The sequence below is a fragment of the Pantoea sp. X-Soil-TKNS-1207 genome, from assembly GCF_059730485.1.
Window position 1 is genome coordinate 1,669,895 of sequence record NZ_AP035958.1, and the last position, 25,648, is coordinate 1,695,542.

At 56.3% G+C, this 25,648-nt stretch carries 23 protein-coding genes; 14 read left to right on the forward strand and 9 right to left on the reverse strand.

Annotation, left to right across the window (positions count from 1 at the left end; all coding sequences use genetic code 11):
• The first annotated feature begins 224 nt into the window (after positions 1-224).
• From hinT to AC6I8V_RS07725, 8 genes are all read left to right on the forward strand, one after another.
• Complete coding sequence (hinT, locus tag AC6I8V_RS07690) at positions 225-575, forward strand: purine nucleoside phosphoramidase (protein WP_497840843.1); 351 nt, start codon at positions 225-227, stop codon at positions 573-575.
• A 19-nt stretch (positions 576-594) separates the two neighbouring features.
• Complete coding sequence (locus tag AC6I8V_RS07695; protein WP_497845290.1) at positions 595-960, forward strand: YcfL family putative periplasmic lipoprotein; 366 nt, start codon at positions 595-597, stop codon at positions 958-960.
• Positions 961-970: 10 nt separating this feature from the next.
• The gene (gene lpoB / locus AC6I8V_RS07700) at positions 971-1,564 is read left to right on the forward strand and encodes a penicillin-binding protein activator LpoB (RefSeq protein WP_497845291.1); all 594 of its coding nucleotides are present in this window, start codon (positions 971-973) and stop codon (positions 1,562-1,564) included.
• Positions 1,548-2,366: a thiamine kinase gene (gene thiK, locus AC6I8V_RS07705; RefSeq protein WP_497845292.1), complete on the forward strand. Its 819-nt coding sequence runs from the start codon at positions 1,548-1,550 to the stop codon at positions 2,364-2,366. The genes lpoB and thiK overlap by 17 nt, the downstream gene beginning before the upstream one ends.
• An 18-nt stretch (positions 2,367-2,384) precedes the next feature.
• Entirely contained in the window at positions 2,385-3,428 is a 1,044-nt protein-coding gene (gene nagZ, locus AC6I8V_RS07710) for a beta-N-acetylhexosaminidase (protein WP_497845293.1), read from the forward strand.
• A 39-nt stretch (positions 3,429-3,467) separates the two neighbouring features.
• Positions 3,468-4,010, forward strand: a complete 543-nt coding sequence (gene ycfP / locus AC6I8V_RS07715; RefSeq protein WP_497845294.1) for an alpha/beta hydrolase YcfP — start codon at positions 3,468-3,470, stop codon at positions 4,008-4,010.
• A 212-nt stretch (positions 4,011-4,222) separates the two neighbouring features.
• Positions 4,223-5,527, forward strand: a complete 1,305-nt coding sequence (locus tag AC6I8V_RS07720; protein ID WP_497845295.1) for an NAD(P)/FAD-dependent oxidoreductase — start codon at positions 4,223-4,225, stop codon at positions 5,525-5,527.
• 296 nt (positions 5,528-5,823) lie between these two features.
• A complete protein-coding gene (locus AC6I8V_RS07725) occupies positions 5,824-6,366 on the forward strand; it encodes a glycine zipper 2TM domain-containing protein (protein WP_497845296.1) in 543 nt (180 codons plus the stop codon).
• Positions 6,367-6,852: 486 nt separating this feature from the next.
• Here the strand turns inward: AC6I8V_RS07725 and AC6I8V_RS07730 are convergent, their stop codons facing one another.
• The 3 genes from AC6I8V_RS07730 to AC6I8V_RS07740 form a co-directional block, all read right to left on the reverse strand.
• Positions 6,853-7,068 (reverse strand): hypothetical protein, encoded by a 216-nt coding sequence (locus AC6I8V_RS07730; protein ID WP_497845297.1) that lies wholly within the window; start codon positions 7,066-7,068, stop codon positions 6,853-6,855.
• A 257-nt stretch (positions 7,069-7,325) separates the two neighbouring features.
• Positions 7,326-9,452: a peptidase domain-containing ABC transporter gene (locus AC6I8V_RS07735; RefSeq protein ID WP_497845298.1), complete on the reverse strand. Its 2,127-nt coding sequence runs from the start codon at positions 9,450-9,452 to the stop codon at positions 7,326-7,328.
• Positions 9,439-10,725 carry an HlyD family secretion protein gene (locus AC6I8V_RS07740; protein ID WP_497845299.1) on the reverse strand — a complete coding sequence of 429 codons (1,287 nt, stop codon included), beginning with the start codon at positions 10,723-10,725 and terminating at the stop codon, positions 9,439-9,441. The genes AC6I8V_RS07735 and AC6I8V_RS07740 overlap by 14 nt, the downstream gene beginning before the upstream one ends.
• Before the next feature lie 243 nt (positions 10,726-10,968).
• On the opposite strand from AC6I8V_RS07740, the gene AC6I8V_RS07745 reads away from it, so the two are divergent.
• Positions 10,969-12,006 carry a hypothetical protein gene (locus tag AC6I8V_RS07745; RefSeq protein WP_497845300.1) on the forward strand — a complete coding sequence of 346 codons (1,038 nt, stop codon included), beginning with the start codon at positions 10,969-10,971 and terminating at the stop codon, positions 12,004-12,006.
• Positions 12,007-12,144: 138 nt separating this feature from the next.
• On the opposite strand, the gene mfd is transcribed toward AC6I8V_RS07745, so the two are convergent.
• On the reverse strand, positions 12,145-15,588 hold the full coding sequence (mfd, locus tag AC6I8V_RS07750; protein ID WP_497845301.1) for a transcription-repair coupling factor: 3,444 nt from the start codon (positions 15,586-15,588) through the stop codon (positions 12,145-12,147).
• Between the two features lie 105 nt (positions 15,589-15,693).
• Positions 15,694-15,903, reverse strand: a complete 210-nt coding sequence (locus AC6I8V_RS07755) for a hypothetical protein (RefSeq protein ID WP_497845302.1) — start codon at positions 15,901-15,903, stop codon at positions 15,694-15,696.
• Positions 15,904-16,143: 240 nt separating this feature from the next.
• Between AC6I8V_RS07755 and lolC the strand changes: the two genes are divergently transcribed.
• The 4 genes from lolC (at position 16,144) to cobB (ending at position 20,191) form a co-directional block, all read left to right on the forward strand.
• Entirely contained in the window at positions 16,144-17,343 is a 1,200-nt protein-coding gene (gene lolC / locus AC6I8V_RS07760) for a lipoprotein-releasing ABC transporter permease subunit LolC (RefSeq protein WP_497845303.1), read from the forward strand.
• Positions 17,336-18,037, forward strand: a complete 702-nt coding sequence (lolD, locus tag AC6I8V_RS07765; protein WP_497845304.1) for a lipoprotein-releasing ABC transporter ATP-binding protein LolD — start codon at positions 17,336-17,338, stop codon at positions 18,035-18,037. Before lolC ends, lolD begins: the two co-directional genes overlap by 8 nt.
• The gene (gene lolE, locus AC6I8V_RS07770; RefSeq protein ID WP_497845305.1) at positions 18,037-19,281 is read left to right on the forward strand and encodes a lipoprotein-releasing ABC transporter permease subunit LolE; all 1,245 of its coding nucleotides are present in this window, start codon (positions 18,037-18,039) and stop codon (positions 19,279-19,281) included. Before lolD ends, lolE begins: the two co-directional genes overlap by 1 nt.
• 76 nt (positions 19,282-19,357) lie before the next feature.
• Positions 19,358-20,191 carry a Sir2 family NAD+-dependent deacetylase gene (gene cobB, locus AC6I8V_RS07775; protein WP_497845306.1) on the forward strand — a complete coding sequence of 278 codons (834 nt, stop codon included), beginning with the start codon at positions 19,358-19,360 and terminating at the stop codon, positions 20,189-20,191.
• A 111-nt stretch (positions 20,192-20,302) separates the two neighbouring features.
• Here cobB and potD read toward each other — a convergent pair whose 3' ends face one another.
• From potD to potA, 4 genes are read right to left on the reverse strand one after another with little or no spacing between them, the layout of a single operon-like run.
• Positions 20,303-21,346 (reverse strand): spermidine/putrescine ABC transporter substrate-binding protein PotD, encoded by a 1,044-nt coding sequence (potD, locus tag AC6I8V_RS07780; RefSeq protein ID WP_497845307.1) that lies wholly within the window; start codon positions 21,344-21,346, stop codon positions 20,303-20,305.
• 10 nt (positions 21,347-21,356) lie between these two features.
• Positions 21,357-22,130, reverse strand: coding sequence for a spermidine/putrescine ABC transporter permease PotC (potC, locus tag AC6I8V_RS07785; RefSeq protein WP_497845788.1), 774 nt, complete (start codon positions 22,128-22,130; stop codon positions 21,357-21,359).
• Positions 22,127-22,987 carry a spermidine/putrescine ABC transporter permease PotB gene (potB, locus tag AC6I8V_RS07790; RefSeq protein ID WP_497845308.1) on the reverse strand — a complete coding sequence of 287 codons (861 nt, stop codon included), beginning with the start codon at positions 22,985-22,987 and terminating at the stop codon, positions 22,127-22,129. Before potB ends, potC begins: the two co-directional genes overlap by 4 nt.
• Positions 22,971-24,086 carry a spermidine/putrescine ABC transporter ATP-binding protein PotA gene (potA, locus tag AC6I8V_RS07795; RefSeq protein ID WP_497845309.1) on the reverse strand — a complete coding sequence of 372 codons (1,116 nt, stop codon included), beginning with the start codon at positions 24,084-24,086 and terminating at the stop codon, positions 22,971-22,973. Before potA ends, potB begins: the two co-directional genes overlap by 17 nt.
• 314 nt (positions 24,087-24,400) lie before the next feature.
• Between potA and pepT the strand changes: the two genes are divergently transcribed.
• Complete coding sequence (pepT, locus tag AC6I8V_RS07800) at positions 24,401-25,627, forward strand: peptidase T (RefSeq protein WP_497845310.1); 1,227 nt, start codon at positions 24,401-24,403, stop codon at positions 25,625-25,627.
• Positions 25,628-25,648: the final 21 nt, after the last annotated feature.

A 25,648-nucleotide genomic window follows, 5' to 3' on the forward strand; every position in this document is an offset into this window, starting at 1 on the left:
TTGTGGTGGATGAGATGTCAGAATTGAGAGCCAGAACACGATGTGCAGTCGAAGGGAATGTTGTGGGCCTGCGCGCAGGCTGCGAATTCATTCGCTCCCGCGGCGCGATAAATTTTTGCTGTAAACGCAGCCATTTAATGTAAGAAAAGTGGTCCTGAGGTTGAAAGAAACAGAATTCCTCACGCATACTGCCTGACTGAACTCCAGGCTTAAGGAAATGCACCATGGCTGAAGAAACTATTTTCAGTAAAATCATCCGTCGCGAAATCCCCGCCGACGTGGTTTATCAGGACGAACTGGTCACCGCCTTCCGCGATATCGCGCCCAAAGCGCCCACCCATATTCTGATCATCCCTAACGTATTGATTCCCACTGCTAACGATGTGCAGGCCGCGCACGAGCAGGCGCTGGGCCGCATGATCACCGTGGCGGCGAAAATCGCGCGCGATGAAGGTATCGCCGAAGATGGCTACCGTCTGATCATGAACTGCAACCGCCACGGCGGCCAGGAGGTTTACCACATCCATATGCATCTGCTGGGCGGCAAACCGCTCGGACCGATGCTGGCTGGCTAACCCTCAGGCGGACCTTGCTATGCGTCAATGGCTGAGCGGCTTGTTATTGCTGACCCTTGCGGGTTGCAGCAGTGACAAGCCGATGATCAATACTTCGCAGTCGCTGGTGATGGAATCGTCGGTGCTGTCGGCCGGTATCATCACCGATGAACCCCGGCTAACCGGCAACGACGGGCAGCTGCGCGCGGCGAGCGTGCTCTACAATCAGCGCGAAACGCCGGTAACCGTGCACTATCGTTATTACTGGTATGACGACAAAGGGCTGGAAATCACCCCGCGCGAACCGGCACAGACGCTCACCGTTCCGGCGCATGGCAGCATTGAGGCTGCCTCGCAAATCGGTAATCTGACCGCCAGCAAGGTGCGTCTCTATCTTTATCTCTGAGGAGTAATCTGTGATTCGCAGTGTAAAACGTTCCGGCGCGCTGTTATTTGCGCTGATGCTGACCGGCTGTGTGGTGAAACAACAAACCCCGGCCCCGGTTGAACCGACCACCCCGACGACGCCCACGCAACCGGTGCCGCCGCCGACCCAGCCGCCACAGCCGGAAACCGTGCCGCAGCCGCCGAAGCTGAAAACCATCAACTGGAGCGCCAGCGTACAGCCGCTGGTGGCGAATATGGTGCAGTCGGCAGGGGTGAATCCGGGCAGCGTGCTGCTGGTGGATCGCATCAAAAACAGCACCAACGGCGCTTTGCAGACAGACAAAGCGACCGATGCGATTCAGAGCGCGCTGAACAACAACGGCAAATTCCAGCTGGTGACCGCCGATCAGCTCAGCCAGGCGAAGCAGACGCTGGGTCTGTCGCCGGATGACAGCCTCAATTCGCGCAGTAAGGCCATTGGCCTGGCGCGCTATGTCAACGCGCAGTATGTGCTGTACAGCACCGCGCAGGGCGATGTGAAATCACCGACCCTGCAAATGCAGCTGATGCTGGTGCAGACCGGCGAAATCATCTGGTCAGGCAACGGTGTCGCACAACCCTGATCCGGCGCTGCAATATCTGATTCAGCAACAATGGCCGACGGCGCAAGCTGCCGGTCATTTTTTCACGCTGCCGGGTCTGAGCGGGCAGAGCGTGCGCATCAGCGGCGAGCAGGGCAGCCTGCTGGCGCGCCGTGCGCCATCCTCGCCGATTCCGTTTGTCGATCGTCAGCGTGAATATCGCCTGCTGCGCAAGCTGCGCGGCTCACAGCTGGCGCCACGGGCGCTGGGCTGGCGCGATCCCTGGTTGCTGCTGGCCTGGCAGCCGGGCGAGGTGCTGTCCGTCGCAGACTTCGGCGCACAGCGCGCGGCGGTGATTGCGCTGCTGCACCGTTTGCATCACCAGCCGCTGACCGGCTATCGCCTGTCGCTGACGCCGCTGTTGCAGCGCTACTGGCAGCTTTGCCAGCAGCGGCACTGGCGCTGGCAGCGGCGTCTGCATCATCTGATTAACGCCGGTGAGCCACGTCCGCTGCGCCTCGCGCCGATTCATATGGATGTCCATGCCGGTAATCTGCTGCGCTGCGCCGAGGGGTTGCGGTTGATCGACTGGGAATACGCGGCAGATGGTGATGTGGCGCTGGAACTGGCCGCCATCTGCGCGGTCGATCCCCGGCAGCAGGCGGCATGGATCGCGGCCTATGCCGACGCGGCCCAACTCGATGCCGCAACCCTGCGACGCCAGATACAACGCTGGCAGCCGTGGTTGCAGTTGCTGATGGCCAGCTGGTATCAACGGCGCGCCGAACAAAGCCAGGATGCTACGCTTGAGCAACTGGCTCGCGCCAGCTGGCAAGACCTTTAACATTACAGGATTGACGTTATGACCACGAACACCCCCGGACCGCTGATGCTGGATGTCGAGAGCTATGAACTCGACGCGGAAGAACGGGAAATTCTGCAACATCCGCTGGTAGGCGGCCTGATTCTGTTTGCCCGCAACTATCATGATCCGGCACAGCTGGCCGAGCTGGTGCGCCAGATCCGCGCCGCCTCGCATACCCGGCTGGTGGTGGCGGTAGATCAGGAAGGCGGTCGCGTGCAGCGTTTCCGCGATGGCTTCACCACGCTGCCCGCGATGCAATCTTTCGCCGCGCTGCACGATCTGCCCACCGCAGGCGAGCTGGCGCAGCAGGCGGGCTGGCAAATGGCGGCGGAGATGATTGCGATGGATATCGACATCAGCTTCGCCCCGGTGCTGGATATCGGCCATATCAGCGCGGCCATCGGCGATCGTTCGTTCCACACCGATCCGGCGATTGCCTTGCAGGTGGCGCGCCGTTTTATCGCCGGGATGCATGAAGCTGGAATGAAAACCACCGGCAAACATTTCCCTGGGCACGGCGCGGTGAGTGCCGATTCGCATAAAGAGACGCCGCGCGACCCGCGTGATGCCGTCACCCTGCGTCAGCATGATATGGCGATTTTCCAGCAGCTGATTGACGAGCGCGCGCTGGATGCGGTGATGCCTGCCCACGTTATCTATACTGAGGTGGACCCGCTGCCCGCCAGCGGTTCGCCTTACTGGCTGAAGACCGTCTTACGTGAAGAACTCGGCTTCGACGGCGTCATTTTCTCCGACGATTTGTCGATGGAAGGGGCGGCGGTGATGGGCAGCTACGCGGAGCGCGCTCAGCAGTCGCTGAATGCCGGTTGCGACATGATTCTGGTGTGCAACCACCGTCAGGGGGCGATCAGTGTGCTGGATAATTTGACCCCGATCGGGGCGACGCGTGTGGCGCAGTTATACCATCAGGGACGATTCGACCAGAAAATGCTTCAGGCAAGCACACGCTGGCAACAGAATCAGCGCCAGCTCAGCGAACTGCAAAGCCGCTGGCTGGCACATAAAGCGTCGGGCAGGTAAGCATCGCTGCCCGGAACGTTCACCACGCTGAGGATAATCATGATCATCTATCTGCACGGTTTCGACTCCAACAGTCCGGGCAACCATGAAAAGGTGCTGCAACTGCAATTTATTGACCCGGATGTCAGGCTGATCAGTTACAGCACCCGTCACCCCAAACACGATATGCAGTTTCTGCTGAAAGAGTGCGACAAGCTGCTGCAACAGGCCGCCGATGCCCATCCGCTGATTTGCGGCGTGGGGCTCGGTGGCTACTGGGCGGAACGCATTGGCTTCCTGTGTGGCCTGCGTCAGGTGATCTTTAATCCCAACCTGTTTCCCGAAGAGAACATGGAAGGCAAGATTGACCGGCCGGAAGAGTATGTCGATATCGCCACCAAATGCGTGAGCAACTTTCGCGAAAAGAACCGCGACCGCTGCCTCACCATCCTGTCGCGTCATGATGAAGCGCTGGACAATCAGCGCACCGCGGCGCAACTCCATCACTTCTATGAAATTGTCTGGGACGAAGCCGCCAGCCATAAATTCAAGAACATTGCGCCGCATCTGCAACGGATAAAAGCCTTCAAAATGCTGGGGTAATCCTGGCTGCGCCGCATGATGCGGCGCAAAGTTTGTGTAACATTCCGATAATGTCCTTGAAAGATTGATGTACATCAATTTTGTTGTGATATCCCGATCCCGCCATGATATTCTGCCCCCAGCTCGCGATTTAATGTCGCCAACCCTATGTTTATTAAGGTTTTTAATAACCATTAATTAACTTTTGGTTTACAACTTTGAGGGGGTCTTTGTTGACTACGTCTATGAAAAAAATCGTTATTGTCGGCGGCGGTGCCGGCGGCTTAGAGCTGGCCACCCAGCTCGGACATAAGCTGGGCCGGAAAAAGAAAGCCGAGATCATTCTGGTTGATCGTAACCATAGCCATCTGTGGAAACCGCTGTTGCATGAAGTTGCGACCGGCTCCATGGACGAAGGGATTGATGCGCTGAGCTACCTGGCCCATGCGCGTAATCACAGCTTCCAGTTCCAGCTCGGTTCACTGACCCACATCAACCGCGATAACAAAACCATCGAACTGGCCGAGATCCTCGACGCCGACGGTGGCGTATTAGTCCCGCAGCGTGAGCTGGCGTATGACACGCTGGTGATGGCGCTGGGCAGCACCTCAAATGATTTCGGCACGCCGGGTATCAAAGATCACTGCATCTTCCTCGATAACCCGCATCAGGCGCGTCGTTTCCACAACGAAATGCTTAACCTGTTCCTGAAATTCTCTGCCAGCGAAGGGCGTTTGCAGAAAGTGAACATCGCCATCGTGGGCGGCGGTGCGACCGGCGTTGAACTGTCGGCGGAGCTGCACAACGCGGTGAAACAGCTGCACAGCTATGGCTACAAAGGTCTGGACAGCTCGGCGCTCAACGTCACGCTGGTGGAAGCGGGTGAGCGTATCCTGCCTGCACTGCCGCCGCGTATCTCTGCGGCGGCCCATCAGGAGCTGACTAAACTTGGCGTGCGCGTGCTGACCCAGACCATGGTCACCAGCGCCGACGCAAACGGCCTGAATACCAAAGGCGGCGAGTTTATCGAAGCCGATCTGATGGTGTGGGCGGCGGGTATCAAAGCGCCGGACTTCCTGAAAGAGATTGGCGGGCTGGAAACCAACCGTATCAACCAACTGGTGGTGAAAGACACGCTGCAAACCACGCGCGATGACGATATCTACGCCATCGGTGACTGCGCCTCCTGTGCGCTGCCATCCGGTGGGTTTGTACCGCCACGCGCGCAGTCAGCGCATCAGATGGCGTCACGCGCGCTGGAAAACATCCTTGCCCAGATGAAAGACAAGCCGCTGAAAGCCTACGTCTACAAAGATCACGGCTCGCTGGTGTCGCTGTCGCGCTTCAGCACCGTGGGCAGCCTGATGGGTAACCTGATGCGTGGCTCGATGATGGTGGAAGGGCGTATTGCCCGTTTCGTTTATATTTCCCTGTATCGTATGCACCAGATTGCGCTCCACGGTTATTTCAAAACCGGCCTGATGATGCTGGTGGGTAGCCTGAACCGCGTACTGCGTCCGCGCCTTAAGCTGCACTGATAGATGCCGGGCGGTTCAGGCCGCTCAGCCTCGCCTGCAACCGCCTTAACTCATTGAAATGCGTAAGTTACGCTGATGGGAATGGCGGTTTTTCTCTCTTCTCAGAACTCTCTGAAAAAGCTGGCCCTGACGGCCATGCATCGCGTTTCCTCCATTAATCTGATGTTGCAAAATCGGGCCATCTGTAAAACTTATCTCACAAACACGGCGCGTCGCGCACGCCGGTTATGCCCCGGCTGCAACAGGATGCTGTAGCGGCAGGAATGCGCGGTAACACTTATCAGGAGGACATTCCTGTGAACAAATCAATGTTAGCGGGTATCGGTATTGGCGTGGCAGCAGCATTAGGCGTTGCCGCTGTCGCCAGCATGGATGTCTTTGACCGTGGCCCGCAGTATGCTCAGGTGATTTCGGCGACGCCGATTAAAGAGAGCATTAAGCAGCCGCGACAGGATTGTCGCAATGTCACTTTAACTCATCGTCGTCCGGTGCAGGATGAGAACCGACTGACCGGTTCTGTGCTGGGTGCGGTAGCGGGTGGCGTGCTCGGTCACCAGTTTGGCGGCGGACGCGGCAGAAGTGTGGCGACGGTAGCCGGAGCGCTGGCTGGCGGTTATGCCGGTAACCAGGTGCAGGCAGGGATGCAGGATCGTGACACCTATACCACCACGGAGCAGCGTTGCAAAACGGTATACGATAAACAGGAAAAAATGCTGGGTTATGACGTGACCTATAAAATAGGCGACCAGCAGGGCAAAATCCGTATGGAGAATGACCCTGGTACCCGCATTCCGCTCGACCGTAATGGTCAGCTGATCCTGAATTCGAATCAGGCCTGATTGGGCAAAGACACTTCACAGCAGGGGGCATCCTTATGGATAGCCCCCAAATTTGAATAATTTCCCTGCGGTAATCATTGACGTTAATTCGGTCGCCATAAATGACGACCCTACAACAGTAGGGTGCGCATTTATGCGCACCGGGCAGACTGTTGCCGGATGTGATTATTGATTCGGTTGCCATAAATGACGACCCTGTAACTGTAGGGTGCGCATTTATGCGCACCGTTTCATAGCGCGCACGGAAATCAATGGCGTATTTATACGCACCGGGCAGACTGTTGCCGGATGTGATTATTGATTCGGTTGCCATAAATGGCGACCCTGCAACTGTAGGGTGCGCATTTATGCGCACCGTTTCACAGCGCGCACGGAAATCAATGGCGCGTCGGGCAGGTTGGTTCTGGATATTATTATTTATTCAGGTGGGTTAAATATATTTAACGCCTCCTCCCTGAGGCTTTTCAGAAAATTGATTTTTTAAAATCAAAGACCTGAATTGTTGGTTAGTCCACTCAGTGATGAGCCAAGACCACTCACTACGCCACCGACAGTTGATAACACTGAACCGAGTAAACCGGTAACCGTGGTGGTGACACTACCCACTACGCCGCTGACATCTGCGATGCCGGGAATAGAAAGCGCACCGCCGCTAACCTGAGAAATTTCCTGCTCAGAGAGTTCACGCATTGATTCGTTCATAGTCAGACTCCAGATTATCGAAAATGGTTGACTGGATGATAACGATATTTGGAAAAGAGCTTTCATTTCGAAACCTCATATTAAGAATAGACGGCATTCGATGAATGAAAAGATATTTATAAAAATAAATGGCCCTAAAAATAAAGTGATTATTTTCAGGTGAAAATAACTCTCCGTTATGAATTCGGATGTTGAGATATAACTATCAATGCGCAAAAGAATAATTTCGTTATAAACTCAGTTCTGTCCTAAATAATTTATGGCCTCTGCGGCCATGCGCCCATATCAATCACCCGATCTGCCGATGCGATGGTCGATGGTCGGTGCGCAATCATCACGCGGGTGATATTCAACGCCTGGATGGCGGCATTTATCCGGTACTCATTATCTGCATCAAGGTGGCTGGTTGCTTCATCCAGAAATAACACCTGAGGACGACGATACAATGCGCGCGCGATCAGCAGCCGCTGCTTTTGCCCCCCAGACAGACTACTCCCCAGTTCACCGATCAGCGTTTGATAGCCCATCGGCATCGCCAGGATGTCGTCATGGATCTGGCTCAGGCTGGCACAGGTTTGTATCCAGCCATCATCCGGCTGACTATCAAATGCGCAGATATTCTCCGCTACCGAGCCAGCCAGCAACGTATCGTCCTGCAACACACAGGCGATGCAGGCCTGCCAGTTGGCAATGCCGCTGGCGCGAATATCAATGCCATTGACATACACCGCCCCGGCGGTGGGCTTTAGCAGACCGGCCATAATCCTGATCAGCGTGGTTTTCCCCCGGCCGGAGGGGCCGGTGATGGCGACACACTCTCCGGCACCAATCGTAAGATCCAGCTCGCTAAACAACAGGGGGCTAAACGGGTCGTGACGGAAGGTGAGTCCTTTGACCGACAGCGCCGCCGCTTGCCCGTGGCTTAGCAGCGGATAAACCGGCTCGCCGGGGGGGCTTTCCGGTTCGGTCAGGAGGATATCCGCCACGCGCTCCTTGTGCAGCGACAGCATACGTAACTGCAACAGGGTATCCAGCAGGGTTGCCGTGCGGTCCGCGAATTGCCCCCGGTAGGTGCTGAAGGCGACAAACATCCCCAGCGTCATATGCCCGGCAATCACCTGATTTGCCCCCAGCCACAGCAAAGTAATCTGTTGCAACATGCTAATCAGGGTGTTGCCGCCCGAAAACAGCATTTCATAGCGCGTGGTACGCACCGTGGCGTTCGCGCTTTCGACATTCAGGTTTAGCCAGTGCTGCGCTCGCAGAGTCGCGAGTCCCAGCGCCTTAATGGTATGGATGCCATACAGCGTTTCCATAAAATGCGAGCCGGAACGGGCCGTTCTGACGATCTGCTCCTCAGACGCCTGGCGCCATGCCTGGTAAGTTGCCATGCGGAACAGGCTCCAGAGCAGGGTAAACGCCAGCACCACCCATAACAGGCTGCCGCCATACAGCAACATCATGATTATCAGCCCCAGGGTCATAATGCTATCCATGATGCCGCTGACCACATTGCTGGTGAGGGTGGTTTGCAATTTCTCCAGCGAGGTAAAGCGCGACTGAATATCCCCCAGTTGGCGTTTTTCAAACCAGTCCGTCGGCAATCCGAGCAGATGATCAAACAACCTCGCTTTGCCCTGCACATTAATCAGGGTACTCATCACCAGCGACGTCCAGCCTCTGAGCATACTGGCGCCGGTACGGAACAGGACGATAAACAGCAGCCCAAGGCAAATCAGCGTCAGCAGCCCCGCATCGCTGGCCGGAATGGCATGATCCAGCACCATCTGCATCCCGACGGGTAACAGCAGGCTGGCTGACTCAATAAGCAGGGAGAAACAAAACAATTTGGTGAGCGTCGCACCCAGACCGGCAATACGTCCCGTCAGGGACCAGAGCGGTAAACGGGGACGGGGAGGGGCGCTTTTAGGGATCTCGCCCGCTGGCCATAGCTCCAGCGCCACCCCGGTGAAATGCAGGGAGACCTCCTGCATCCCGAGGACGCGATAGCCCGCCGCCGGGTCATGGATCACCACGCGGTTGCGGCGCACCGCGACCAGCACCACAAAATGATTTAAATCCCAGTGCAGAATACAGGGCAGCTTAAGGGCGCCGAGATTGTCGATATCCAGACGTAGCGCGCGCGATTTCAGCCCAGCCACCGACGCGGTATCGATCACGGTGCGTAATGTCGCACCGCGCGAGGAGATGCCGGAATGCTGGCGTAAAAACCGCAGATCGGCGGGCAACTGATACCAGCTGGCGATCATGGCAAGGCTGACGAGGCCACATTCCGCCGCTTCTGTTTGCAGCATGACCGGCATACGACGTCGGAGGTTGATATGCAGGCGGGAGAACAATTCTTTCATTTCACCGTTCGTCACTGAGTGGCCCCGTCATGCTTTTTTTCAGGAAATAATAGGGTGACAGCATCCACTGATATAGCGGGCGCTTTTCGAGAAAGACCGTCGCCTGTAGCTGCATCCCGCTGGCCAGCGGCAGATGCTCTCCGCGCCAGTGGAGGCTGGGATGAGTTAACGCCACGCTGGCTTTAAACCATGCGCCAGAAATCTGACCGTCGGGCAAGCGCGGGGCGCTGCCATAATTGTTCAGCTCACGGGACGGCACCGGCGCAGAGGAGATCGACAACACCCTGCCGGGAAACTGGCCATATTTTTCAGCCGGATAGGCGGCATAACTGATGTTAATCACGTCGCCGGGTTTGATGTAAGGCACGCTGTCATTGGGTAGCCAGATAACCAGACTGGGGATATCGTCTCCCGCAGGCACTAGCTGCGCCAGGCTGTCGCCGTCGCTGACCATCTGTCCTTCCGTGACGCTCAATGAAGAAATACGTCCGGCTGCAGGCGCGGTAATCAGCCGCTCACCGCCGGCATCAGTTTCCGCAATCTTTTGTTCGATATCGGCGAGATGAATGTTGTACTGCGCCATCTGCCCGTCAAACTCCGCCGCGCGCGTGACCTGCTGGCTGAGGAGGTCAGCAATCTTCATATCCTGCTCAACCTGCTGTGAGTTCAGGCTGTGCCAGACGCTCAGCTGTTGATAAAACAAATAGCGCTGGTTGTTTTGCTGGTCAGTGGTAATCAGTCCGCGTTGCAGATAACGGTTGTAGTCATTCATGCTGGCTCGCATCACCTTGAGTCCGTCACCCGCCGAGTCCACCATCTGCTGGGTTTTCAGACGCGCGTCGCGCAGCTGGTCAAGCTGCTGCTGAATGCTGACCAGCGTGGCATGGCGGTCCTGCTCCAGCTGGTGCAGCATATTCGCCATTTGCTGTTGCTGTTTTTTCAGTAAGCCCAGCGTGGTCGCGCTGAGATTGCCGGAGGGAGAGACGCGGCTGGTATCCAGCGCATAAAGCGGCGTACCGGCGCTGACGACCTGCCCGGTGGAGACCAGCAGGCGGGAAACCACCCCCTGCTGTGGGGCAAACAGGTTAATGGTGTGCGGCCAGGTGATGACTTCACCATTGACACTGGTCCGGCGCGTGTAGCTGCCTTGCCACAGAAAAAGCAGCAGCGCGGTAAGAAACAGCAGGGTGATACACAGCGTTATCCATACTGGCCAGCCCGCGACGAGCAGAATCGGTCCGGCATAACGTGACTGCAAATGTTCACTGACTTCCTTGCGAAACAGCATAAACACACCAGCACAAAAATAGACTGGTGAGAAAGATAGTCAGTAATCCATGAGTTATCCAGTACAGGGAGACGTAGAAGGATTAAGAACATTCCAATCAGATATGAGAAATTTAATATGATTTGCTGTATTTCATGATTTTTACATGAGTTAAATAATTTTCGATATGCATGGGTGTTATTGTCCTTTATGCGATAACCCGCATGTTAATATCTTCTTTATTTTTTATTTTGGATTATTTAAATGAAAAAAAATATATTTTTTCTTCTCGCAAGTCCATTCATGCTCTCCACGGCTATTGCCGACACGGCAATTTCTATCAATATTGATAACCCTGACGATTTGCATATTCAGGTGGAAGGAAAAGGTTTTTACGTTGAGCGCAATCCCGGAGGTTCCAGTGATATTCTAAGTTACTTTGATAATGTCAAAGACGCGAATAAGGGCGCTCCGATAAGATTTATTGTGGATGGGGTACTGGATGAGACTATTGTAAACGGTACTGGATGCAGTTACGGTTTGATAGTTAGCAAACATGATGGATTTCATCTGCAAGGCAATGGCGAGGGTTGTTCTTACAAAAAAGGTAACTACACCCCCATTAATTCTCCCGTGGTCAGATTTTTAAATGATACATCTGACTCTGTCAAAGTCATTACTTTTGTTAATGATAAAATAATATCTTCTGATTATAAGCCTGGTATTGCTCCCAATGGGATAAATATGTATACAGGAGATAGCGGCGCATGGAAGACGGCCAACGTCCGTTATGGTGATAAGATAGATAGCAAAGTTTATTTTGGCTCTGGTATTGTTGGTGACAAATTCGTGATGTGTCCCTCTCTGGCGTCATTAACAGAAAGTAAAACCTATCGTATTACAGATAATAGCTGCGAATTTTTTGAAGAAGGTGTTGTGCTGAATGGCAGCAATGAACTTTCTTCCGACCAGGCGGGTAATGGCGAAACCGCATTTGACATTGTTTATAAAACGCCTGAAAGCGACGGAGATTACTATATTGCTGTGCTCAATAAAGAGAGGACCAAATTTGGCTCTTATCGTAAGGTGCCGGCAGGATTTGAAGGGCAAATCAGAGTGCCGGTCCATAAAAATTGGTTCCCTGCGGGAGGCTCCTTCACTATCGGAGTGACTAAAAACTTCAGCGCACCGAAAGATGTAAAATGGATTGGCAGTACAGTGGATGTCAGTACCGTGGCGGGGAGTAGCGCGGGAGGGAATACAAACATTTCCTCTTCGATTAGCTTAGTAAGTAAGCAGTAATTCCTGCTTTAAATAATTCTGGTTGCAGGTGCGTGTCTCGAATCAGTACCCCCCTGTAACCAGAAGAATACTCTTTGACGCGCGATAAATCGCACCGCTACAGACCGCAGGCAACCGTAGCGGCGCGATTTTAGTGCGTCAGACCCGATTCTTCATCAGATCGCTGACGAAATTCTGCACCCACTCCATGCGCATTTTACGTTCAGCCAAATCGCGGGTGAACTTCAGCCGCGTCGGGCCGTCCAGCTTCCATTGCTTCGGATCTTTTTGCAGCAGACCAATCAGCCAGCCAGGATCGACATGATTCTGCGGCGCGAACTCAAAGAAGCCGCCTTTTTCGCTGGCTTCAACCCGGCGCACGCCCAACTGACGCGCCACTAAACGCAAGGCCGCGATATCCAGCAGGTTACGTGCTGCATCGGGCAGGGTGCCGAAACGGTCGATCATCTCGACCTTCAACTCAGCCAGTTCGCCATCATCGTTGGCGCTGGCGATGCGTTTATACAACGACAGACGGGTGTTCACATCCGGGATAAAATCATCCGGCAGCAGCGCAGGCATACGCAGCTCAATTTCGGTCTGGTTGCTGGTGAGATCCTCCAGCGACGGCTCACGACCGGCCTTCAGCGCGTCAACGGCACTCTCCAGCAGCTCCATATACAGGGTGAAGCCGATGGTCTCCATCTGGCCGCTCTGATCCTCGCCGAGCAGTTCACCGGCACCGCGGATCTCCAGATCGTGGGTTGCCAGCGCAAAGCCGGCACCCAAATCTTCCAGCGACGCGATGGCTTCGAGGCGTTTCTGCGCATCGGTGGTCATGGCTTTTGGATGCGGCGTCAGCAGCCAGGCGTAAGCCTGATGGTGCGAACGTCCGACACGACCACGCAGCTGGTGCAACTGCGCCAGGCCAAAATGGTCGGCGCGTTCGATGATAATGGTGTTGGCGCTGGGGATGTCGATGCCGGTTTCGATAATGGTGGTACACACCAGCACGTTGAAGCGCTGATGGTGGAAATCATTCATCACCCGTTCCAGATCGCGCTCGCGCATCTGGCCATGACCAATGGCGATACGCGCTTCCGGCACCAGTTCCGCCAGCCGCTGAGCCGCTTTCTCAATGTTTTCAACATCGTTGTACAGGTAATAAACCTGGCCGCCGCGCAGCACCTCACGCAGAATCGCTTCGCGTACCACCAGGCTGTCGTATTCCCGCACGAAGGTTTTCACCGCCAGACGGCGGGCGGGTGGCGTGGCGATAATCGACAGATCGCGCATACCGCTCATCGCCATATTCAGGGTTCGCGGGATCGGCGTGGCGGTGAGCGTCAGAATATCAACATCGGCGCGCATCGCTTTGATGCGTTCCTTATGGCGTACGCCAAAGCGGTGTTCTTCATCGACAATCAGCAGGCCGAGATCGCGCCATTTCAGGTCGCTCATCAGCAGCTTATGGGTGCCGATCAGAATATCGACTTTGCCCTCTGCCGCCTGCTCCAGGATCTGGTTCTGCTCTTTGGCGCTACGGAAGCGCGACAGCATCTCAATGCGCACCGGCCAGTTGGCGAAGCGGTCGCGGAAATTATCGTAATGCTGCTGGGCCAGCAGGGTGGTGGGGACCAGCACCGCCACCTGCTTACCGTTTTCCACCGCCAGAAACGCGGCGCGCATCGCCACCTCGGTTTTACCGAAGCCGACATCGCCGCACACCAGACGATCCATCGCCAGCGGCTGGCACATATCGCTCAGCACCGCGTTGATGGCCTGCGCCTGGTCCGGCGTGGTTTCGAACGGGAAGCCTTCACAGAACAGCTGATACTGGTCACGATCGTGCTTAAAGGCAAAGCCGGTTTTGGCCGCGCGCTGGGCATAGATATCCAGCAGCTCGGCGGCCACATCGCGTACCTTTTCCGCCGCTTTCTGGCGTGCGCGTGACCAGGCATCGCTGCCCAGCTTGTGCAGCGGCGCGTTTTCATCGGCGCCACCGGCATAGCGACTGATCAGATGCAGCGACGACACCGGCACGTAAAGTTTGGCGTCACCGGCGTAGGAGAGCATCAGATATTCGGCTTCAATGCCGCCGGCTTCCAGCGTGGTCAGGCCGATATAACGCCCGACGCCATGCTCCAGGTGCACCACCGGCTGGCCGGGATGCAGCTCCGCGAGGTTGCGGATCAGCACATCCGGGTTGATGGTGCGGCGATTGTCCTGACGACGGCGGCTGACGCGCTCGCCGAGCAGGTCGCTTTCGCAGATAAACGCCAGCTGACGCTGGCTGTCGATAAAGCCACGCTCGCTGGCGCCAATCATCAGGCTGTGCGGCTGCTGGCTGGCGTCTGCCAGGCGGACAATCGGCTGCGGGCGCAGCTTGATGCGCGCCAGCAGCTCTTGCAAACTTTCGCGGCGGCCTTCGCTCTCAACCGAGAACACCACCGAACCGGCGAATTGCTCAATAAACTGACGCAGCAGATCGAGCGGCGCTTTTGCCTGCGCCTGCACGGTCAGTTCCGGCAGCGGCTGATAACCGAGATTGGTATTGGCGGCTTTGTCGGCGAGGGTTTCGCCGCTGAGCTGAATACGCGGCCAGGCTTTCAGTTCGCCCAGCAGCGCATCGGGGCGCAGCCAGAGTTCAACCGGCTCCAGCAGCGGACGCATCGGATCGATACGGCGATTTTCGAAGCGGGCATTGATGTCCTGCCAGAAACGTTGCGCGCTGCCTTCCAGGTCGCCGCTATTCAGAATCAGCGTATTGGCGGGCAGATAGCTGAACAGCGTGGGTAATTGCTGGGTGAAAAACAGCGGCTGCCAGTATTCAATCCCGGCGGGCAGGGTGCCTTTGCTCACCTGCTGATAAATATGCTCGGCTTCGCGGCGCACATCGAATTTCTCACGCCAGGCGCTGCGGAACTGTTCAATGGCGGCTTTGTCGGTGGGAAATTCGTGTGCCGGCAGCAGGTTAATCGCCTCAACCGCTTCCAGCGTGCGCTGGCTGTCGACATCGAACAGACGCAGGCTGTCGATTTCATCATCGAAGAAATCGATGCGATAAGGCTGCTCGCTGCCCATCGGGAACAGGTCGAGCAGCGCGCCGCGGGTGGCGTACTCGCCGTGCTCCATCACCTGATCCACATGACGATACCCGGCCTGCTCCAGCTGATCGCGCAAGGCATCGCGTGACAGTTTTTGCCCCTGCTGCATCACCAGCGCATGGCCGTGCAGGAAGCTGTGCGGGCAAACGCGCTGCATCAGCGTGTTCACCGGCATAATCAGCATACCGTGCGTCAGGGTCGGCAGCTGGTACAGGGTGGACAGACGGGCGGAGATAATGTCCTGATGCGGCGAGAAGCTGTCATAGGGCAGCGTTTCCCAGTCGGCGAGGTTACTGACCGGCAGATCGGTGAACTGGCGGATTTCTTCCTGCAGGCGCAGGGCAGATTGCATATCCGGGGTGATCATCAACACCGGACCTTTATGACGTTCGGTGATGCTGGCACACTCAACCGCCTGCGCGGCACCCACCAGTTGGCCCAGCTGGCGATGGTCACCGGCTTTGGCTGGCAGGGTATAACGACTCTGTTCGGACATGGGGGCTCGACATTCTCTCCTTTTATTCCAGGGCGTCATCATTCCATAATCCGCCCTGAGGATCACCTGTCGCGGTGCTTTTTTCCTCGCTTATGCCCGGTTGCGTTACTTAATCGATTGCTGTGTATAGTGCATACGCGGGCGGTCAACGTTGGCCCAGATCAGCTCCTGTTCCAGATGGTAGCTGTGGTTGCCGTCATCCCACTTCACGTAATAGCCGGTTGGCGCATTTCCCTGTTCAAAAACGTTAACAATCTCGCCTTTAATCTCTCCCGATTTGTGTTTCACAATACTGCCTTTGGGAAATCTGAACATGGTTGCTGTACTCCTGCGCCTGACGCTAAAAAGTTACTACGCTATTCAGTCTACCCCAGCGAATTCCGAATAATCGTACAAAAAACGTCATTATTTTGTCGCTTTTATATGCACCACGGCGTTTCGCGTCGTATTTTGACGCAACTTTGCCACAGACTCAGAGGGTTAGAGGTTTCATAAAGCAGACGGCTCCTTTATCATCCCTCTACTTATTTTCAGGCTACTGCCAAGACGGATCTCATGTATCAACCAGTCGCGTTATTCATCGGCCTGCGCTACATGCGTGGACGTGCCTCAGACCGCTTCGGTCGCTTCGTCTCCTGGCTCTCGACCATCGGCATCACGCTGGGCGTGCTGGCGCTGGTAACGGTGCTGTCCGTGATGAACGGCTTCGAGCGCGAGCTGGAGGGCAATATCCTCGGCCTGATGCCGCAGGCGCTGGTGACCAGCGATAAAGGCAGCATCAATCCGCAACAGCTGACGCCGCAGAGCCTTAACCTGCAAGGCGTCACGCGCGTCGCGCCGCTTACCACCTCCGATGTGGTGTTGCAGAGCGCCCACAACGTCTCGGTCGGGGTGATGCTCGGTATCAATCCCGACGAAAACGATCCCCTGACGCCTTATCTGGTCAACACGGAGCAAAGCGTGCTGCAACCGGGGCAATATAATGTGATCCTCGGCGAGCAGCTGGCCGGGCAGCTCGGCGTCAAACGCGGCGATCAGCTGCGCCTGATGGTGCCGTCGGTGAGCCAGTTCACACCGGTGGGGCGCGTACCCAGCCAGCGTATCTTTACCGTGGCGGGCACCTATGCCGCCAATAGCGAAGTGGATGGCTACCAGATTCTGGTCAATCAGCAGGATGCCTCGCGCGTGATGCGTTATCCGCTCGGCAATATCACCGGCTGGCGTCTGTGGCTGGATAAGCCGCTCAACGTTGATGCGCTGAGCCAGCAGAAGCTGGCCGATGGCCTGGTATGGAAAGACTGGCGCGAGCGCAAAGGCGATCTGTTCCAGGCGGTGCGGATGGAGAAAAATATGATGGGGCTGCTGCTCAGCCTGATCATCGCCGTGGCGGCGTTTAACATCATTACCTCACTTGGCCTGCTGATTATGGAGAAGCAGGGCGAAGTGGCGATTCTGCAAACCCAGGGCTTGACCCGCCGTCAGATTGTGGCGGTGTTTATGGTGCAGGGGGCCAGCGCGGGCATTATCGGCACGCTGCTTGGTACGCTGCTCGGGGTGTTGCTGGCCAGCCAGCTGAACCATCTGCTGCCGGTGATTGGCCTGTTCCTTGATGGCGCTGCGCTGCCGGTGGACATCAATATCTGGCAGGTGATTACCATCGCGCTGGTGTCGATGGCCGTGGCGTTACTTTCCACTCTTTATCCGTCATGGCGCGCTGCCGCCGTTCAACCCGCTGAGGCTTTACGTTATGAGTAACACCCCTTTGTTGCAGTGCCGTGACCTGTGTAAACGCTATCAGGAAGGCAGCGTGCAGACCGATGTGCTGCGCAATGTGGCTTTCAGCCTGCAACCGGGTGAGCTGACGGCGATTGTCGGCAGTTCCGGTTCCGGCAAAAGTACCCTGCTGCACCTGCTGGGCGGGCTGGATGCGCCCACCTCCGGCGATGTGATTTTTGATGGCAGGTCGCTTAACGCCATGTCCTCCTCGGCCAAAGCGGAGCTGCGTAACCGCGAGCTGGGCTTTATTTATCAGTTTCACCATCTGCTGCCGGACTTCACCGCGCTGGAAAACGTGGCGATGCCGCTGCTGATTGGTAAAAGCGCGAAGGGCGAAGCGGAGGCGCGCGCGCGCGAAATGCTGGCGGCGGTTGGGCTGGAAAAACGCGCCGCGCACCGGCCTTCTGAGTTGTCAGGCGGTGAGCGGCAGCGTGTGGCGATTGCCCGCGCGCTGGTCAATCGTCCGCGTCTGGTGATGGCGGATGAGCCGACGGGGAACCTCGATGCGCGCAACGCCGATGCCATCTTTGAACTGCTGGGCGAACTGAATACCCGTCAGGGCACCGCCTTTCTGGTGGTGACGCACGATTTGCAGCTGGCAAAACGCCTCAGCCGTCAGATGGAGATGCGTGATGGACAGCTGAGCGATCATCCAACGCTGGGGGCGCTGTAATGACGCCTTCGTTATCCCTGCTGCTCGGGCTGCGTTTTAGTCGCGGCCGTCGGCGCGGCGGCATGGTGTCGCTGATTTCAATTATCTCCACTGTGGGTATCGCCCTCGGCGTAGCGGTACTGATCATCGGCCTGAGCGCGATGAACGGCTTCGAACGCGAACTCAACAACCGTATTCTGGCGGTGGTGCCGCACGGTGAAATCGAGCCGGTTAATCAGCCGTTCCACAACTGGCAGCCGATGATTGCGCCAATTGAAAAGGTGCCCGGCATCGCTGCTGCCGCACCCTACGTTAACTTTACCGGCTTGATTGAGAGCGGTGCGAAGTTGCAGGCGTTGCAGGTGAAAGGCGTCGATCCGCAGCAGGAACCACGTCTGAGCGCGCTGCCACGCTTTGTGGCGGATAACGCCTGGTCGCAATTTGCTGCCGGTAAGCAACAGATCATTCTTGGCGGCGGCATCGCCACCTCGCTGAACGTCAAACAGGGTGACTGGATCACCATCATGATCCCCAACAATGATGGCGAGAATAAGCTGCTGCAACCGAAGCGTATTCGTTTGCAGGTGAGCGGCATTCTGCAACTGAGCGGGATGCTGGATCACAGCCTGGCGCTGGTGCCGCTGGCGGATGCGCAGAATTATCTGGGAATGGGCGACAGCGTCAGCGGTATCGCGCTGAAGATGAATGACCCGTTCCAGGCGCAGAAACTGGTGCGTGACGCCGGGGAAGTGACCCATTCTTATGTCTATATCCGCAGCTGGATTGGCACCTATGGTTATATGTACCGTGACATCCAGATGATCCGCGCCATTATGTATCTGGCGATGGTGCTGGTGATTGGCGTCGCCTGTTTCAATATCGTCTCAACGCTGGTGATGGCGGTGAAAGACAAAAGTAGCGATATCGCGGTGCTCCGCACGCTGGGGGCGAAAGATGGTCTGATCCGCGCCATCTTTATCTGGTACGGACTGCTGGCCGGGCTGCTGGGCAGCGTCAGCGGGGTGGTGGTCGGCGTGCTGGTGGCGCTGAACCTGACGCCGATTATGCGTGGGCTGGAGCATCTGACCGGGCATCAGCTGCTGGCGGGAGATATCTACTTCATTGATTTTCTGCCGTCTGAGCTGCACTGGCTGGATGTGATTTCCGTCCTGGCGACCGCGATTGTGCTGAGCCTGCTGGCCAGCTGGTATCCGGCGCGCCGCGCCAGCCGTATCGATCCGGCACGCGTGCTGAGTGGACAGTAACGTTGCTATTATCGGGCAATCAGCCCGGACAAAACCCCGAAGCGCGGCGATAAGCGCCGCAGATTAAGGAGCCTTTATGCGCACATTGCGTCGCCGCGTACGACTCGCACGCTACAAAAAGACCCGCCGCAAAGTGCATCAGCGTTTTCGCCAGCGCATTTTTGAGCGCGACCGTAAAGAGGAGCTGGCGGCGCATCCTCAGCCGCGCGTAGTGGTGCTGACCGGCGCGGGGATTTCGGCTGAGTCCGGAATTCGTACCTTCCGTGCGGCAGATGGGTTGTGGGAAGATCACCAGGTGGAAGATGTTGCCACCCCGCAAGGTTTTCAGCGCGACCCGGCGCTGGTGCAGGCGTTTTACAATGCGCGCCGCCGCCAGCTGCAACAACCGGAGATCCAGCCGAATGAAGCGCATAAGGCGCTGGCGGAGCTGGAACAGGTGCTGGGTGATAACTTCCTGCTGGTGACGCAGAACATTGACGATCTGCATGAACGCGCGGGTAGCCAGCGGGTGTTGCATATGCACGGTGAACTGCTGAAGGTGCGTTGTGTCAACAGCGGTCAGGTGATTGACTGGACGGACGATATCACCCCTGACGATCGCTGTACCTGCTGTCAGTTCCCGTCGGCGCTGCGTCCGCATGTGGTGTGGTTCGGTGAAATGCCGCTGGGGATGGAGGAGATTTATCAGGCGCTGGAGCAGGCCAATTTATTTATCGCCATTGGCACTTCCGGGCACGTTTATCCGGCGGCCGGTTTTGTCCACGAAGCGAAATTGCAGGGCGCGCATACCGTGGAGTTGAATCTGGAGCCGAGCCAGGTGGGTAATGAGTTTGCCGAGGGGCAGTACGGTCTGGCGAGCGAAGTGGTGCCTGCGTATGTCCACACGTTTTTGCGTGGGTTATATAAATAATGTGTTGCCCGGTCGGCATGGCTGGTGCGGTTATTACCTGGTCGGCATAAATGCCGACCCTACATAACCGTGTAGGGTGCGCATTGATGCGCACCTGGCCGCTGGTCAATGTTAACGTCCCGCTTTTAACTGCTGGAACAGCGTCTCGTACTGCACGCTGGCATCGCCGACATCGTTCTGCCACTCGCCGTTTTTAATCACCTCAGCCGCAGGATACAGCGACGGATCGTTCGCCACAGCTTTCGGCAGCAGCGCCTTCGCCGCCAGATTCGGCGTTGGATAACCAATAGTTTCCGCCACCTGCGCCGCCACGGCCGGGCGCAACAGGAAGTTGATCAGCTTCAGCGCACCCGCCTTATTCTTCGCATTGGCCGGGATTGCCAGGTTATCCATCCAGAAAATGCCGCCTTCTTTCGGCCACACCACCTGCAACGGCGTGCCCGCCTGACGCGCCACATAAGCCGAACCATTCCAGATCATGCCAAGGTTCACTTCACCTTCCATATAAGGATTGCCGGGATTATCGGAGTTGAAGGCCAGCACATTCGGCATCAGCTTTCTTAACTCTTCATAGGCCGCGGTGATCTCTTTCGGATCGCGCGTGTTGCCCGAATAACCCAGCTTGCGCAGCGCCATCTGGAATACTTCGCGGGCATCATCGGTCAGCAGCAGGCTCTGCTTGTACTCAGGCTTCCATAAATCGGCCCAGCGGGTGACGGTTTTCGGATCGATAGCATCGGTATTGACGCCAATTGCCGTCGCGCCCCAGATGTAAGGGATCGAGTAGTCATTATTGGGATCGAACGGCTTATTGAGCAGATTCGGATCGAGGTTGTGGAAATTGCTGAGCTGCGATTTATCGATCTTCTGCAACATGCCTTCATTGCGCATTTTGGCGACGAAGTAGGTTGAGGGCACCACCAGATCGTAAGCGCCATCCTTCCAGGTTTTCAGCTTGGCATACATGCTTTCGTTGGACTCGTAGGTGGAGTAGATCACCTTGATGCCGGTCTCTTTAGTGAACTGCTCCAGCAGTCCCGGCGGCACATATTCCGTCCAGTTGTAGAAATAAAGCGTGTTGCTGTCGTCAGCCTGCGCGCTCTGCATCCCCAATGCCAGCGCCCCAGCCGCCAGCCAGTGAGACCATTTTTTCATGGATTGTCCTCTATTTGGTTTTATCACGAAGCAACAGCTGACTGGCTGCCACCAGCAGCAGCGACAGCAGCAGCAAAATCGTCGCCAGCGCATTCACCTCGGGTGATACGCCGACTTTAACCATCGAATAAATTTTCAACGGTAAAATTTCAAAAGTCGGGCCGGTGACGAAAGAAGAGACCACCACATCGTCCATCGACAGGGTGAAACTCAGCAGCCAGCCTGCCGCCACGGCGGGCAGCGCCAGCGGCAATAAAATTTTGCGCAAAATGGTGACTTCGCTGGCGCCCAAATCCTTTGCCGCTTCCAGCATCCGCACATCAAATCCTTTCAGACGTGAATAGACGGTGATGACCACAAACGGCAGGCAAAAGGTGATGTGGGAAAACAGCAGCGACCAGAAGCCAAGCGAGATGCCGAGCAGCATAAACAGCACCAGCAGCGAAATCGCCATCACAATGTCGGGCGACATCATCACCACAAACAGCATTCCGCTGACGAAAGGTTTGCCGCGAAAACGATAACGATACAGCGCCACCGCAGTCAGCGAACCGATCAGCGTGGCGCAGCTGGCCGATAGCACGCCCATCAGCAGCGAATGTTGCGCCGCCTGCAACAGGCTGTCGTTATTCACCAGCAGTGCGTACCACTGGGTGCTGAAGCCCTGCCAGTTGATGCCAAAGCGTGAGGCGTTAAACGAATTGACGATCAGGATGATGATCGGAATATAAAACCAGGCGTAAATCACGGCCATAAAGCCGCCGCGTAACCCGCGTGCCATTATTGCAGCTCCACTTTGTTATTCAGCAGGCGCGCCGCGCGCCAGTAAACCAGCAGCATTAACCCCATCAGCACGGTCATTACGATGCTGGTGGCGGCCCCAAACGGCCAGTCGCGAATATTCAGGAACTGGCTTTTAATCACGTTGCCAATCAACAGATTTTTCGCGCCGCCCATCAAATCGGAGACGTAAAACAGTCCCATCGCCGGAATCAGCACCAGCAGGCAACCGGCGACGATACCGGGCATGGTCAGCGGCAGGATGATGCGGATAAAACGTTGCAGCGGGTTAGCGCCGAGGTCGCGCGCGGCCTCAAGGCAGGATTTATCGAGCTTCTCCAGGCTGGAGTAAAGGGGCAGCACCATAAACGGCAGCAGAATGTAGATCAGGCCAAGGATCACCGCTTGCGGCGTATACATAATGCGAAATGGCTGATCGATCACCCCGAGCCACAGCAGAAAATCATTCAGCCAGCCGCGCGTGCTGAGGAAAATTTTCAGGCCATAAATACGGATCAGCGAGTTGGTCCAGAAGGGGACAATCAGCAGAAACAGCATCAGCGGGCGCAGGCGCGGCGATAATCGGGTGAGGCACCAGGCAAAGGGGTAGCCGAGCAGCAGGCAGCACAGGGTGGCTATCACCGCCATATTGACGGAATGCAGCAGCACTTCGGCATATAACGGGTCGAGCAGGCGGCTGTAGTTGCTGAGGGTAAATGCCATGCTGACGAAATGCGCATCGTCACGCGTCAGGAAACTGGTGATAAAGATCATCAGGTTCGGCAGCAGCACGAACAGCGCCAGCCAGCCGACAATCAGGGTGATGATGGCGGTTTGCAGGCGATTACGCATCAGTTTCATACGGCAGCACCACCTCCCAGCTTTGTACCCAGCTCACCGCCATTTTCTGGTTCAGCGAGTGGTCAAAATCGGGGTCGTCTTCATTGAAGAATTCGCTCACCGTCAGCAGTTTACCGTTTTCCAGTTCCACGGTGGATTCCAGCGTCATGCCTTTGTAGTTGCGTTCACGCACGTAGCCGATCAGCTGGTCGCTGTGGCTGTCGACGGCAATCTCTTCCACGCGTAAATCTTCCGGGCGCAGCAGTACGTGCAGCCTGTCGCCGGGCTGTACCGGGAACGGACAGTGGATATCACACTCCCGGCCTTCGACCCGCGCCCGGACCTGCGGCAGGGTATCGCTGTTCAGCACCTCGGCATCAAACACGTTAATTTCGCCGATAAAGCGCGCCACAAACAGGTTGGCGGGTTCTTCATAAATTTCGCGCGGCGTGCCGTCCTGCTCAATGCGCCCGTCACGCATCACCACGATGCGGTCCGACATGGTGAGGGCTTCTTCCTGATCGTGGGTGACGAACACAAAGGTGATGCCCAGCTTACGCTGCAACGCTTTTAGTTCGTTTTGCATCTGCCTGCGCAGTTTGTAATCCAGCGCTGACAGCGACTCGTCCAGCAGCAACACTTTCGGGCGATTCACGACCGCACGGGCAATCGCCACGCGCTGTTGCTGACCACCGGAGAGCTGATGCGGGCGACGATCGGCAAAACTTTCCAGCTGCACCATCGCCAGCGCGTCATTCACCCGCGTGGTGATCTCAGCAGCCGGGGTTTTCTGCATCCGCAGGCCAAAGGCCACGTTTTCGAACACCGACATATGCGGGAACAGCGCGTAGCTCTGGAACACGGTGTTGATGTGACGATGCTCTGCCGGGGTGTCGGTGATGTCATTATCATCAAGGATGATGCGACCGCTGTCGGTCTCTTCCAGCCCGGCAATCAGGCGCAGGATGGTGGTTTTACCGCAGCCGGAGGGGCCGAGCAGGGTGATAAATTCGCCGTGACGGATAGTCAGCTGGAAATCAGAAATGATGGATTTACCGTCAAAAGCTTTACTGATGCCAGAAAGCGTAACCAGCGCCTGTGGTGCGCGTGTTTGCGTCATTTTAGTCACTCAGTCTGAGAGAGGATCTGATTACAGCATAGCCATCGGAGACGGCCTGCCGTGATGAAGGGCGGGATAATACCTGAAAAATGCGGCAATGCCATGTTTACACACGGAATAACCTTGAAAAGTCTGCAAAATGTTGGAGTATGCTGATCGGACTGCGGGGATGCGCAGTTGCAGGGGAGATCTTTCTGCTCAAGGGGATTAAGCAAATCACCGTGACGGGACTAACCTGATGGATAATGATTTGACGCAACAACGCGTCACCCGTGACCAATGATAATAATGCAGGTTCTTAAGAGGGATGACAGATGGATCAATTACTTGAGCGCTTTCTCAGTTATGTGGCGGTAGAAACCCAGTCAAAACCTCAGGCACGTCAGGTGCCGAGCAGCGAAGGGCAGTGGACGCTGGCACGTCAGCTACAGGAAGAGCTGCTGGCTCTGGGTTTTGTGGATGTCACGTTAAGCGATCATTGCTGCGTGATGGGCACCTTGCCAGCGAATGTTGACTGGCCGACGCCCGTGATTGGCTTTATCTCGCATATGGATACCTCACCGGATTTCACCGCGAAAAACGTCAATCCGCAGATTATTGAGAACTACCGCGGCGGCGATATCGCCCTCGGCAACGGTGACGAGATTCTTTCGCCGGTGATGTTCCCGGTGTTGCACAAGCTGATTGGCCATACGCTGATCACCACCGACGGCAAAACGCTGCTCGGCGCTGATGACAAAGCCGGGGTGGCGGAAATCATGACGGCAATGGCGCGCCTCGCCAAAGGCGACATTCCGCACGGCGCGATCCGCGTGGCCTTTACCCCGGACGAAGAGATTGGTCGCGGCCCCTCTTTCTTTGATGTGGAAGCCTTTGCTGCCGACTGGGCTTACACCGTCGATGGTAGCGATCTCGGCGAATTCGAGTTTGAAAACTTCAACGCCGCCTCGGCCATCGTCAAAATCACCGGTAACAACGTGCACCCTGGCACCGCCAAAGGGGTGATGGTGAATGCGCTGGATCTGGCGATGCGCTTTCATGCGGAAGTTCCGGCGCATGAGAAGCCGCAGTTCACTGAAGGCTATGAAGGTTTTTACCACCTGCATACCATCAAGGGCACGGTGGAACATGCCGAGATGATGTATATCATCCGTGATTTTGATACCGATAATTATGCGAAACGTAAGCAGCTGCTGGAAGATATTGGCCGTCGGGTCAGTAAAGGACTTCATGCCGAGTGCTCAGTAAAAGTCGAGATCTCCGACAGCTATCGCAATATGCGCGAGAAAGTGGAACCGCATCCGCACATTATCGAGCTGGCGTTGCAGGCGATGCGTGACTGTGGCATCGAACCGAACGTCAAACCGATTCGCGGTGGCACCGACGGCTCGGCGCTGTCATGGAAGGGGCTGCCCTGCCCGAATCTGTTTACCGGCGGCTACAACTATCACGGCAAGCACGAGTTCGCCTCACTCAACGTGATGGCGCAGGCGGTAGATGTGATTGTGCGCTTGTCCGCGCTGGTGGCTGAGAAAAAATAAATCGGCGGGTCGCCATAAATG